14 protein-coding genes are annotated in these 12,897 nt (G+C 38.3%); 12 read left to right on the top strand and 2 right to left on the bottom strand.

Annotated elements, in window-relative coordinates; translation table 11 throughout:
* From IHV11_RS12360 to IHV11_RS21505, 4 genes are read left to right on the top strand one after another with little or no spacing between them, the layout of a single operon-like run.
* The gene (locus IHV11_RS12360) at nt 1-930 is read left to right on the top strand and encodes an ABC transporter ATP-binding protein (protein WP_197194810.1); all 930 of its coding nucleotides are present in this window, start codon (nt 1-3) and stop codon (nt 928-930) included.
* 27 nt (nt 931-957) lie between these two features.
* On the top strand, nt 958-1,611 hold the full coding sequence (locus tag IHV11_RS12355; protein ID WP_197194809.1) for a TVP38/TMEM64 family protein: 654 nt from the start codon (nt 958-960) through the stop codon (nt 1,609-1,611).
* Nucleotides 1,612-1,621: 10 nt separating this feature from the next.
* Nucleotides 1,622-2,221, top strand: coding sequence for a CDP-alcohol phosphatidyltransferase family protein (locus IHV11_RS12350; protein WP_197190581.1), 600 nt, complete (start codon nt 1,622-1,624; stop codon nt 2,219-2,221).
* The gene (locus IHV11_RS21505) at nt 2,218-3,645 is read left to right on the top strand and encodes a dihydrolipoyl dehydrogenase family protein (protein WP_197194808.1); all 1,428 of its coding nucleotides are present in this window, start codon (nt 2,218-2,220) and stop codon (nt 3,643-3,645) included. The genes IHV11_RS12350 and IHV11_RS21505 overlap by 4 nt, the downstream gene beginning before the upstream one ends.
* A gap of 80 nt (nt 3,646-3,725) precedes the next feature.
* On the opposite strand, the gene IHV11_RS12340 is transcribed toward IHV11_RS21505, so the two are convergent.
* Complete coding sequence (locus IHV11_RS12340; RefSeq protein WP_197194807.1) at nt 3,726-4,802, bottom strand: FAD-dependent oxidoreductase; 1,077 nt, start codon at nt 4,800-4,802, stop codon at nt 3,726-3,728.
* 174 nt (nt 4,803-4,976) lie between these two features.
* Between IHV11_RS12340 and IHV11_RS12335 the strand changes: the two genes are divergently transcribed.
* On the top strand, nt 4,977-6,056 hold the full coding sequence (locus IHV11_RS12335) for a diguanylate cyclase (protein ID WP_197127207.1): 1,080 nt from the start codon (nt 4,977-4,979) through the stop codon (nt 6,054-6,056).
* A gap of 410 nt (nt 6,057-6,466) precedes the next feature.
* On the opposite strand, the gene IHV11_RS12330 is transcribed toward IHV11_RS12335, so the two are convergent.
* A complete protein-coding gene (locus IHV11_RS12330) occupies nt 6,467-6,805 on the bottom strand; it encodes a hypothetical protein (RefSeq protein ID WP_197194806.1) in 339 nt (112 codons plus the stop codon).
* Between the two features lie 239 nt (nt 6,806-7,044).
* Between IHV11_RS12330 and IHV11_RS12325 the strand changes: the two genes are divergently transcribed.
* The 7 genes from IHV11_RS12325 to IHV11_RS12295 all read left to right on the top strand — a co-directional run bounded on the left by IHV11_RS12325 (nt 7,045) and on the right by IHV11_RS12295 (nt 12,864).
* Nucleotides 7,045-8,283, top strand: coding sequence for a molybdopterin-dependent oxidoreductase (locus tag IHV11_RS12325; RefSeq protein ID WP_231620243.1), 1,239 nt, complete (start codon nt 7,045-7,047; stop codon nt 8,281-8,283).
* 290 nt (nt 8,284-8,573) lie between these two features.
* The gene (locus tag IHV11_RS12320; protein ID WP_197194805.1) at nt 8,574-9,068 is read left to right on the top strand and encodes a GNAT family N-acetyltransferase; all 495 of its coding nucleotides are present in this window, start codon (nt 8,574-8,576) and stop codon (nt 9,066-9,068) included.
* A gap of 232 nt (nt 9,069-9,300) precedes the next feature.
* Complete coding sequence (locus tag IHV11_RS12315) at nt 9,301-10,059, top strand: hypothetical protein (RefSeq protein ID WP_197194804.1); 759 nt, start codon at nt 9,301-9,303, stop codon at nt 10,057-10,059.
* A 111-nt stretch (nt 10,060-10,170) separates the two neighbouring features.
* Complete coding sequence (locus IHV11_RS12310; protein ID WP_231620242.1) at nt 10,171-11,184, top strand: Gfo/Idh/MocA family protein; 1,014 nt, start codon at nt 10,171-10,173, stop codon at nt 11,182-11,184.
* Nucleotides 11,185-11,259: 75 nt separating this feature from the next.
* Nucleotides 11,260-11,745, top strand: coding sequence for a DinB family protein (locus IHV11_RS12305; protein WP_197194802.1), 486 nt, complete (start codon nt 11,260-11,262; stop codon nt 11,743-11,745).
* 12 nt (nt 11,746-11,757) lie between these two features.
* Nucleotides 11,758-12,213: an SRPBCC family protein gene (locus tag IHV11_RS12300; RefSeq protein WP_197190571.1), complete on the top strand. Its 456-nt coding sequence runs from the start codon at nt 11,758-11,760 to the stop codon at nt 12,211-12,213.
* A 423-nt stretch (nt 12,214-12,636) separates the two neighbouring features.
* Entirely contained in the window at nt 12,637-12,864 is a 228-nt protein-coding gene (locus tag IHV11_RS12295) for a hypothetical protein (protein ID WP_197127214.1), read from the top strand.
* Nucleotides 12,865-12,897: the final 33 nt, after the last annotated feature.

The raw sequence follows: 12,897 nt of genomic DNA, 5'->3' as shown, positions 1-12,897 counted from the left end.
ATGGGATCTCATTTTATTGAATTAAGTGACATCAGAAAAGTTTACAAAGATAAAGAAGTACTGAACGTGAACCAACTGAGTGTAAAAAGGGGAGAGATTATTTCCGTAGTCGGTCCTTCGGGTACTGGGAAATCTACTTTACTTAGACTGATAGCTGGATTAGAGAAGACAGACACTGGAGAGATCAAGATTGATGGTGAATATTTAACAAACGTACCTCCACAACAAAGGCCGGTAGTCTATATGTTCCAAGAATCACTTCTATTTCCACACATGAACGTCTTAGAAAATGTAGCTTTCGGACTAAAGATGGCAAAAGTCAGTAAAAATAAGAGATATGATAAAAGTAAAGAAATGATGAAAAGAGTGGGCTTAGAAGGTTTAGAATCTCGTTTTCCTCATGAGATTTCTGGTGGTCAGAAACAACGGGCAGCTTTGGCACGGTCTCTGATCGTACATCCTAAAGTTCTTTTATTGGACGAACCTTTCTCAAGTCTTGATACGGAACTTCGAAAAGAGACGAGGAGATGGATCAAACATCTATTAAAATCGGAAAACATAACCGTTTTGTTCGTCACGCATGATTTGGAGGAAGCGATGGCTTTTGGAGATCGTGTAGCCGTGTTAAATGAAGGTAAGCTCGAACAGCTCGACAGTCCACATGTTTTATATGAATCTCCAGTTAATTCATTTGTAGCTTCGTTTCTTCAAGGTGGCATATGGACAAAAGAGCGCTTCATCCCCGTAAACTGTCTTAAGATGGGACGAAATGATGATCGAAATGGAAAAAGTGCTGAAGTGATAGAAACGTATTATCAAGACGGAAAGTTTAATAGTGTTTTATCTATCGAGCATTCAGAGGCTGTTATTACACTAACAACTGAAGAAAAGGTGAATGTTGGTGAACGAGTAAAGGTTTACGAAGGATAAGTGGTGTTAAGATTGGAGAAATAAGAGATGAAGAAGACGACTTTCTCTATTATATTTTTTGTTATTTTGGTTGTTTCACTCATTGTTTTGAATCAAACGGTTCTAGACGTTACTCCTCGATCAGTTCGTAGATGGATCGTAACAATGGGAGCTGTGGCACCTTTCGTATATGTTTTATTGTATTCCGTTAGACCTTTTGTTTTGTTTCCTGCTTCTGTTCTTTCTTTGACAGGAGGTTTAGCATTTGGGCCGGTGTGGGGATTCATTCTTACTCTTACTGGAGCTACGATTGGCGCTCTTCTTGCCTTTTTTGCTGCAAGAAAGATAGGGGCTCGTCGAATTGAATCTAGATGGGGAAGGAAATTGCACAAATTACAGAACGTGCTAGAAAAGAATGGATTTTTAGTTATCATCCTACTTCGGCTTATTCCGATTTTTCATTTTGATCTGATTAGTTATGCAGCGGGGATGTCTAAAGTAAAAAGCATCCAATTCTTTTTCGGGACATTAATAGGCATTGTTCCAGGAACTTTTGCTTATACGTTTCTAGGTGCGAGCACGGCAGCTGATACTTCAACTATCCTTTATATTGCAATAATTTTATTTATTATCATTACAGTTCTTCCCGTACTATATAAAAAACAGATCAAGCGATATTTATCGGTGGAAGATCAGAAGTGAGGAGAAGTATATGCTAGATACTCATGCAAGAAAGTATGTGCAGCCGACTATTCTGAGTACGGCAAAGCTATTATTGAAAGCGGGACTTAGTGCGAATCAAGTTACTTGGATCGCTTTTATCATTGGGACTTCATCCGGTGTTTGGATCTATTTTGATAGACCAATCCTAGCTGTATGTGTCCTATGGTTTTCAGGGTTTCTCGATGCAGTTGATGGTTCGATGGCACGACTTACAAAACCATCTCCTTGGGGAACTGTATTAGATATTACGTTCGATCGGATTGTAGAGATTAGTGTGATCATTGGGTTAGCGCTTGCGTTCCCTGATTCACAGCTAGCACTTTTGCTCTTATCCGTGTCGATTATCGTTTCGATGACAATCTTTCTTACAGTAGGGGCAGTGAGTGAGAAGCAAGGCATGAAGTCATTCTACTATCAAGCAGGTTTAGCTGAACGGACAGAAGGCTTTATCTTGTTCAGTCTAATGATCTTATTCTCTAATTATTTGACGCTCATAACATTATTATTTTTTGTGATTGAACTTTATACAGCATTGCAAAGATTGCTTGAAGCTAAGAAAATCTTGCAACACAAGGAGAGAGAGATGTGAAGAAGTATGATGTTGTCATTATCGGCGGAGGTGCTGGAGGGCTTACAGTAGCTTCTGGAGCTAGTTCTCTTGGCGCGAAAGTAGCACTAATTGAAAAAGAACGGCATCTAGGTGGTGACTGTCTTCACGTTGGCTGCGTACCTTCAAAAGCTCTTATACAAGCTTCAAAGGATATTTTTACTGCTAGAACCAAAGCGAAGGAACTTGGTCTTGATGTTTCTGGATCTGTTGACTTAAGAAAGGTAAATGAGCGTGTACAGCAATCCATACGTGCGATCCAAAAGCATGATAGTGATGAACGGTTTACGTCACTAGGTGTCGATCTGTATAAGGGAGCGGGAGCATTCACTTCGGCAAACACTGTAAGAGTGGATGATCAAGAGATATACGGGAAAAGGATTGTTATTGCTGCCGGTTCACGACCTCTCGTACCGCCGATCGAAGGTTTGAAGGAAGCGGGGTTTTGGACGAACGAAAACTTATTTGAGCAAAGAGAATTGCCAGAGAAGCTTGTTGTGATTGGCGGTGGTTCCATAGGGCTGGAACTATCACAAGCTTTATCACGATTAGGCTCCAAAGTTACTATAGTTGAAAAGGGAAAGAAACTCCTATCAACTGAGGATGAAAGTATCCAAAAAGCAGCGCTTTCCATATTGGAGAAGGAGTTAACGATTCAGTTAAATTCAGAAGTCAAAAAAGTAGAAATAACATCAAACGGAAGAAAAAGAGTCACGATACAAAAAGGTAATGAGCAATATACAGAGGAATATGACCAGATTCTTTTGGCTGTCGGTAGAAAACCAAATAGTGAACGTTTGAATCTGAATGTTGCGGGGGTATTTCAGGATGAGCGAGGATTCATCCCAACAAATGAAAAGTTGCAGACGAATGTACCTCATATCTTTGCAATCGGAGACATTAACGGTAAATTCGCATTTACACATGTAGCTGGGGAAGAAGGAAAAGTTGTCGTTCAGAATGCAATTCTTGGTGTACCAAAGAAAATGAGCTATGATCACATCCCCTGGAACATTTATACGCAACCCGAGATTTTTCATATGGGCATGACGGAACAAGAAACGCGAAAGTTAGGAATTAAGTTTTCGGTTTATGAAGTTCCTTTAACAGATGTTGATCGGTTTATCTCAGATCAAGAAGCGGATGGATTGATAAAAATTATTACCGACCAGAAGGGTAAGATCCTAGGTGGGCATGCGATAGGAAATGGTAGTGCTGATTGGATGCAGTCTGTTATTTTTGCAATGAAAAAGGGGAGCAAAATTGGAGACCTTTCACAGATGATCTATCCATATCCTAATCATGCCGCTGCTATTCAACGAACCGCTGATTTATACTGGAGGAGCAAGTTGTTTAGCGGAACATTACCAAAACTAACAAAAAAGTACATCAGTTGGTTTAGATAGAGTGGTACGAGCAGAAAATGTTCTGCTCGTTTTTTTGAAGACTTAATCAAAAGAATTTCATAAATAAATTGCGGCTTGAATTAAAGGTGTTTGTTCATGAATTTTTGATCAATTCTATTCTTTAAGCTCCATGCCCATTTTCCATAAGTGACAAAATCACCATAAGTAAATAAACCGTGCTTTTCACCGGTCGAAAGGATAGAGACGAACTTTTTTTGTGGTTTGAACGGTACTAGTGGTCTGCCTGTGATTAAACGCTTAATATTTTTCCATAAAACAGGTCCTTGTCTAACCGCATAGACACCATTCTTCGGAAGATTAGGATAACCAGCCAAAGAGACACAATCACCAGCTCCAAACACATACGGATAATCAGCGTTCTGTAGTGTGTCATCAACGAGTAAATACCCTTTTTTGTCAGTCGAAAGCAATGCTTGTTTAAATAGAGAGCTTGCTTTTGGTCCGGTTACGGGCAGGATTGCTGAATACGCTATCTCTGTATCCTTATCAGTAATGATGATGTTGTTCTTCAATTTCTCTATCTTTTCATTTTCGTAGTATACGAGATTATGGTCATTAGCAATTTCTCTAATTTTCTGTGTCGCTTTGTTTCCATAAGAATGAAGAAGCGGAGAGGAGCTGATCAAGGTTACCGGGTTTTTCAAACTATGATTTTGTCGCCAAGCAGATGTCGAAAGGGCAAGCTCTACTCCAGCAGAACCACCTCCGACAATAACAGGGCTTTCGCTTGAACGAAAGTCTTTGATCTGCTCTGTAAAGCGGTAGTTCGGTTTAATGTTCAAACCAACAGTTTGGATTAAGTCCGATGAGATCCCAGAACCAATATCAAAAGAAATCACATCAAAGTAATAGATTCCTCCAGAAAACCCCAATAACACTTTCTGCATGGGATCAAATGAGATGATGGTGTCCTCTATAAACGAGACAGAAGCTCGAGTGCATAACGACTCTAGATCAATACGGATTTCTTCTTCGTCATAAAGACCTTCTGTAAATCCTGAAAACATCCCTGAATAATATTGATATTTTGACGATGTAATAAGTGTAACTTCTAAATCATTAATTTCTTCATGCAAAAGACTACGGAGAATGGAAAGGTGAGCATGTCCACCACCGATTAATAAAAGCTTTGTCAATATGAACACTCCAGTTAAATTGATGAGTATTTTTACTTAATCATATAAGGATGATGTAAATCGTGCGAATGATTTGTTTAATTAAAGGTAAAAAAAGAGAAATGTAACAAATGAGTTGGTATTAATGTTAGTTTTTGGATGTATTATATGGTATTTTACTAGATGGTGATAAAAATGATAATTGTTAAACAGCTTTTTGCTAATCTTGCAATCTTAGTCGCACTATTGTTTCTGTATACCCAAATTAAGAGAGATCCACCGCTTAGAATGAATTCTTCTATAAAGAAAAAGCTCACAACAGGAGTTGCAGGGGGATTGTTCAGTAATATCCTCATGCAATACAGCATTCCGATCGGTACAACTCTGATTGATCTTCGACATATCCCGATTATTCTACTAGCCTATTTTGGTGGAGCAGTGCCGGCATTAGTAGGTATGGCTTTGGTTATTGTGGGGCGTTTTTTAATTGGGATAAACATCTCATCTTATACTTCAGGTTTGTTGATGATCGCTATTACATTGTTTGCTATCATAATTGCAAGAACGAACTTGAGTCATCAGATAAAAAAATGGTCGATGCTAACTTTTGCAAATCTATTAACTACCCTCTTATTTTTCTATCTGATTAAAGACCCGCAGTTGCTACTTTACTTAATTCCTGGCTATTGGTTCGTGTCGTTTCTCTCAGGTTATGTAGCGTTTCAGGTACTACATATTTTATTTAAGAGTCAGATGATGTTTGATAAGTATAAAGCAGAGTCTACGATCGATCCATTGACGGGGCTAAACAATGTAAGAAAATTTGATGAAGTATTTAACAGTTGTATGGCAGATCTTGAAAAGAAGAAAAAGCTGTCATTACTGTATATTGATATCGATTTCTTTAAAAAAATTAATGATACTTATGGGCACTCAGAAGGTGATGTAGTTTTAAAAGATTTAGGATTAATCCTTAGATCATGCGCACGGCCAACGGACATTGTCAGCAGGAACGGCGGAGAAGAATTTACTGTTTTACTCGTAGATTGTTCACTGGATCAAGCAAAAAAAATTGCGGAAAGAATTAGGACAACCGTGGAAGAGCATGCATTCCTCTTAAACAGTGGCACAGAAGTGAACATTACGGTTTCAGTTGGATTATCTAACTTTCCTGAAACAACAACGATTGGAAGCTTGGTGATTAAAGACGCAGACAAAGCACTATATGAAGCAAAGAGAACAGGCAGAAATAGAGTTTGTATTGCTAAACAATAGAAGATATAAAGAAAGGAACGAGGATTATGTCGTTCCTTTTTTTTCTAGAATGAAACAGAGTTGTTATTGTCGTTGACTCCTGGGGGTCCGATGGCGACGACGCTAATATTTCTGCAATCAATAATAAAAGTGCGTGTAATTCCTAAATCGTCTATATAAGAAAAGTAAGCGCAGCAGGAATTCGAATCAAACTTCAACAGTTGAAATATAGTGGAGCCTTCTTGCAACTCTCCTGTAAGTTGAATAGGGTCCCGTGTTCCTTTATTTAAAAGAAATATAGATGGATTCATACTGGCATCACAATTCGTGGAAAGTTTCTCTGCTAGTTCCTTTAAAACACAACATGCACATCCACTGCATTTTGAATGGCTTGAACAGCCACAGTTTTTTAGCATAAGTGCTCCTCCCCTTTATTGAAGCGGTACGATTCCACTGATCTCGTGACAGTCAACTGCGACTTGCAATGTAACAGTATTTTGTTCAATTCTGATTTCAAAGAATGTACAGCAACTTTCTGGATCAAACCTAAGAAATCGAAAAGGAATTGGTGTTTCGCCGACTGGTTGATTTTGACCTTTAGGAAGAATGTAGAAAAACTGATTATTTGCCGTACATCCATCTGTACATTCTTCGTTTATTCTCCTGAAAATTTCACATATACAGCTATCACAGTTATTAAAATCAATCTTTTTTTCCAAATGTGACGGATGATGCTGTGAGAATAAGCTGTTTTTTGATTGCTTCATCATCAGAGCCTCCCCCTAATATAATCTCGAGAATAATATATGCATAGGCAACAGCGGAGTGACAAAGATAATGGGATTACAAGTATTCAACAAGAGGGAAAAGGCTATGAATTAGTGAATTAATATATATATAATGATCGATTTGTTCGTTTTTTTCGTATTCTTTCTATAGGTTCTTTTACGACATTCATAAGTTTAGATTGCATCTAATAAATCATGCTAAAGAAGGAGAGAAGGGTAGAATGAACATTAAAGGCTTATTTCAGCAGAACATGAATTTTGGTAAGAAGTTAATCCGCCTGCACCATATAAACGCTCTCCTTTTTTTAGTTTTAAGTGTAACGGGCTTTGTTTTATTTTCATCTTCATTCCGCTCAACACTTCCAACATTCAGAGTATGGATAAAAGATATCCATATCTGGATCGGCATCGTTTTTTGTTTGCCCCTCCTTTTTTATATACCTAAAATGCGAAAACACCTTAAAACTTTAAGTAAAAAGAAAGAACACCGTGTGAACCTGTATGTTGTACTTAGTATTGTAACGGTACTGATCATAACCGGACTGCAGCTTACGTTTCATCGCCAATTTCCACCAGTCGTAAGTTCTGTATCATTATTTTTTCATGATGCTGCAACATGGTTCGGGGTTCCTTACGCCACGTATCACAGCATAACGCGAAGCAAGTGGTTTAAACGATTAACTGCAAACAAGACTGTCGATCTGCCTCAGGAAGAACCGATGATTATTAGTGAAGAGAATCCAATCTATAGAAGACGGACATTTTTAAAACTTTTAAGCGGAAGTATTATTGCGGTGACGTTTCTGCCTTCATTCTTAAAATGGATCAAACCATTTTTGCCTGAGAATACAGGACCCAGTGAACAAGCTTTACCGGATGGAAACAACTTAAATCCGCTGCCAAGTCCAAGTCCAAAGTCTGCCCCTCCTGTTGGTGGTGGACGAAGAGGAGAATTCCGCTATTACACCGTGACGGAGATTCCAGAGATCAATAATGATAATTTCAGCTTAGCGATTGATGGACTTGTAGAAAGAAAACAAAAGTGGAATTGGAATCAGTTTGTGAACGTACACCGTGACGTGCAAGTTAGCGATTTTCATTGTGTGACAGGGTGGAGTGTATATGATGTTACATGGGAAGGGATTCCGCTCAAGAAATTGTTACAAGAAGCAGGTGTGAAGGAGAAAGCAAAATATGTGAAGTTTTATTCGGCTGATGGTGTCTATACGGATACGCTTACGGTTGAGCAGGCGATGATGGATGACATCATGGTGGCTGTGTTGATCGATGGTAAACTGATTTCACAGAACAATGGAGGACCAGTCCGATTAATCGTACCTAAAATGTATGCATACAAATCCGTAAAATGGCTGAATCGAATTGAGTTAATACAAAAGGAGCACGTTGGGTATTGGGAAAAAAGAGGATATGACAAGAATGCCTGGGTAAAATCAATCTAAAGTGCTGACAGCTAAAAGGATTTAGTCACTTTTTAAGAGGTGTATTCTACATGTGGACAATCATGTTTTCATTGTACATATCGCGCGAACATCTTGTCCTGAAGTTAAACAACCTCCATTAATTCACGGTAACTTCTCATATATTCACGGATAGCGTTAATAATTTCACGGATAACTCTCATAATTTCACGTATAAAATATTTTATCCGATTTTCGACAAATCCCCTTTCTTTTCCATGAAAATGAGTATTAAAATAAATGAAAAGCAATGTGATGAGGGGGTAAAGGGAATGGAAATTGTTGAGATACGGAATGTAGACGAATGTAAAGACGAGCTGTCTGATCTATTAATAAAAGTAGTAGAAGAAGGAGCTTCTATCGGATTCTTGCCTCCGCTAAAAAAACAAGAAGCTGATGATTTTTGGAAAAACTGTGTTAGCCCTGACATCATGTTTTGGGTTGCAAAAATAGATGGTGCGATCGCAGCGACCATTCAGCTTCACTTGTGTAAAAAACCAAACGGCACTCATCGGGCAGAGGTAGCGAAGCTGATGACACACCCAGCGTTCAGACAAAAAGGAATCGGGCGAAAACTGCTGCTTCACGCAGAACAAAGAGCAAAAGAAATTGGACTGTCGCTGCTTGTCTTAGATACAAGGGAAGGGGATCCGTCAAATCTACTTTATCAGTCGTTTGGTTTTCAAGAGGCTGGGCGAATACCCTTTTTCGCTAAGAATGAAAAAGGTGGATTAGACACAACCGTCTTGTACTATAAATCGATTTGACTCATAACGTTTTGCCGTCACTTTTCGAGTACGGCTTTTTTTGTTCTTAATGTTACTTAACGTGTGTTATAAATAGCGAATTCAATCCTGATCCCTTCCATTTAAGAGGTAAGTTAACGAATTCGCCATAAAATTGTTACGAAAGTATGAATACCCTTATTTTCCCTATTAATTATTTCCCAATCCTTTACAATTGAATTGAAGAATATGGTGAAGGAAGGGAGAGGTATTTATGGATCGCCAACTATTAATCTCAATTGTCATTATCATCATTTTATTTGAGAGTTTGCTTATTTACTTATTTCTTATGTATAAGAAAGGAAACATAGATCAGAACCCTCTATTATTACTCATTAAAAAGGAGTGGAACATCTTATATCATGCTCTCTTTAAATGGAGAACCAAAAAACATATGATGATTCAGAATGATAGTTACCTCTTTCATAAAAACTCCAACTATTTTTATCTATTTCTTGCATTAATCCACGAGCAGATCATTGAAATGATCGTGTTTCATATTTACTTAAAAAAAGAAGAGCCTGATATAGCTCTTATTATGCTAGTTTTACATATTTACAGTGTAATTTACATGTTGGGTGATTATAACTTATTGAGAAATACCCCATTTCGTATCACCAAAGATAAAGTAGTGATGAAAATTGGTGCTAGACGATCTCTTTATTTCGATTTAAGCCAGATTGACTATATACAGCCTGCCTCAATAAAATACAACAAAAGTGGAAGTATCATAAATGAAAAGAAAGTATTCCATGCTACGGCTTTTCCAAGAATACTTACAATTATTTTTGGGATTAGCGACGAGCTGAAATATGAGATCGTTTTTAAGGATCCAGTACATGCAAGAGGTTACTTTGGACAAAAAGAAGAGATTAATAAAGTGCATCTTTATTTTGACCATGCGGGAGATTTTGTAGAGTCACTTCAAAATAGAATGGTGAAAATAGAAGGCGCAGTTAAGAGTAGTATATAAAATCGTTACGCTATTAACTTTTGGAAAACTTCTAAACTTCTAGAAAAACAATATAGTACGTCTCTCTTATGTATAATGGTAATAATTCTAGCTTGAGGAGTGATGAAGGTAATGAACGTAGCTCTACTCAGTAAATGGCACGTGCATGCGGTTGATTACGCACGAGAAGCAATGGAAAATGAAGCGATCACTATAAAAACGGTTTGGGATGAAAACCAAGAGCGGGGTACCCAGTGGGCGGAAGAATTAGGGGTATCGTATGAAGCGGACCTACAGAACGTCCTAGATGATTCAAACATCGACGGAGTCATTGTGACAACGGCAACCAACCGTCATAAAGAGGTCATTATAGCCGCTGCGAACCATGGGAAACACATTTTCACTGAAAAAGTCCTCGCTTTTACTGTAAAAGAATGCGAAGAAATTTTAGAGGCCGTAGATAGAAATAACGTACAATTAATGGTCAATCTACCAAGACTGACAGAAAGCTTTTATCTCTACGCCCAACAAGCTTTGGACAAAGGACTCCTTGGAGATATTACATACATCAGATGCCGTGTTGCACATAACGGATCTGTACCTTCAGAAGAAAATCCAAAAGGATGGCTTCCACCGCACTTTTATAATAAAGAAGAGTGTGGCGGAGGTGCGCTGATCGACCTTGGGGCACACCCGATCTATTTAACGAATCGTTTAGGGGGGAAAGTAAAAGCTGTAAGCGGTAAACTAAATGAATTATACAAATTAGGTGTAGATGATAACGCTGTCGTTATGGTGGAGTATGTATCAGGTGCTATGGGTATGATTGAGACGGGCTTCTTATCTTATGGAAGTCCGCAGCAACTTGAACTTTACGGCACGGAAGGTACAATCATGGTAGAAGGGCAAGATGTAAGGATTAAAAGTAAGCACCTTAACACAGAGGATTGGGTAACCCCAGAGCTGCCGAACCCGATTTCTTCTAATATGGAGCAATGGGTTGATGCCATTGAAAAAGGTACAAAGTCGACGATTTCAAGGGATGATATCGTAAATTTAACCGCCATAAATGAAGCAGCAGCAATTTCAAGTAAAGAAGGTCGTCGTGTACAGTTATCAGAACTAGAAGTGAAGCAAAATATTTGAAGTTAATAAAAAGGAATCCAACCTCCTGGTGCAGAATGTATGTTCGTAAACAGTTCTGCACAAGGAGGTTTTTTTATGTATCAAAAAACGATTTTATTAAATCAAATGGCAGCCAACCATAATGAACCAAACTGGTTTGTCCCCGTTGATCTGGCACTTGAAGGACTTACGGCTGAACAAGCAAGAGAAAAAACAGGAGATAGCAACTCCATATGGGAGATCGTCAACCACTTGATTTTCTGGAACGAACGCTACTTACAGAGGTTTAAAGGAAATTCGCCCCAGCAAAAGATTGAAAGCAATGATGATACGTTTGAGAACGAAAACAGTCATGACTGGGAAACAGCTAAGAATCAATTGTTTGCTGTACTAACGGATTGGGCCACTGTTGTAAAAGAAGCGGATGAGAGTATTTTTGAGATTTCTGCTCATGAAGACCGTCACGATCCTTGGTATTCTGTGCTTGCCAATGTAAACATCCATAATGCCTATCATATCGGGCAGATCATAGAGATCAGAAAATCTAAAGGGAACTGGGATTCTAAAAAAGGTGTTCATTGAGGAGGCGAGAATGTGGAAAATCTGAAGTTTGTATATGTTACTTACATAGAGACTTCTACTAAGAAAGTGTGGGAGGCTCTGACTAATGGAGATCTAACAGAACAATACTTTTTCGGCAGTCGAGTGGATTCAGAATGGAAAGAAGGTTCACAGATTACGTATTCACGGGGCAGTAAGGTTACTGATTGGGGAGAAATCTTAACGTGTGAGCCAGAAAAGAGGCTTTCCTTTACTTGGATCAATAAGTGGGATGAAGAAGAGCGACAAGAGCCAACTATTGCGACATTTCTGCTAAAGGAGATGAACGGTACAGTGCGATTGACACTGCGTCATGAGAATTTGAAGGATGCAGATCTTGTAGAGGATGAAGATACGTTCGTAGGATTTAACAACGGCTGGCCAGCGATCTTGAGCAACTTGAAAACAATGCTAGAAACTGGACGAACATTGCCACCAGTAATTTCTTGATTACTACTTAAAAAGGGGAGAGAGATTCGCCCTTTTTTTATGTATTGAACCATTCACCTTTAAGCGCAGCGATTATTATTAAAATAAAGGCCAGGTTGTTCGCTCACAATTTTATTTCTGTAATTACCAGAGCAAAACATCTCATCTAATGTTGTCCACTCTTGACTCTTAGGATAAATGTATTGCTTTTCTTCTTTTACAGATTACACATTCATCTAGTGAAGTAGAAGATTTAGGATAATTGTACGAATGTTGTACATAGAAATTCTTCCACATTGTTGTGCCCCCTTCTAAAATATTAAAGGCTAAGTCTAGTAAAGAAACTATGGAAATTATTGTTAAATCACTTAACAGTTCATAGGTCTCAGTTTTAAAAAATTGGAGAAGGGAATTATTAAACAAAACATAAAGGAGGTGGCTAGCATGTCTGTTTATGACCAGATCAGCTCTTGTTGCAGCAGGATCGAGAAAGCAGACACAAAGGAAGATGTACTTCGCGAAGTAGATAAGCTGGACAACTACGCCTCTTATCTAAACGCAGAGAAAGCAAAACGACTTCATATTTATTGTGATAACATTCGTAAATTAAATGTTGATGTTCGAACAGAAACGGTCAACCAAGCAGGGTTTATTCGAAATTTATTTGCCTAACATAAAGATCCCTCATGATTTTTTCATGAGGGA

The organism is Fictibacillus sp. 26RED30 (genome assembly GCF_015903845.1).
Classification (GTDB): Bacteria; Bacillota; Bacilli; order Bacillales; family Fictibacillaceae; genus Fictibacillus; species Fictibacillus phosphorivorans.
The sequence above is the reverse complement of the archived record's forward strand: the minus strand, read 5'-3'. Positions and strand labels throughout refer to the sequence as shown.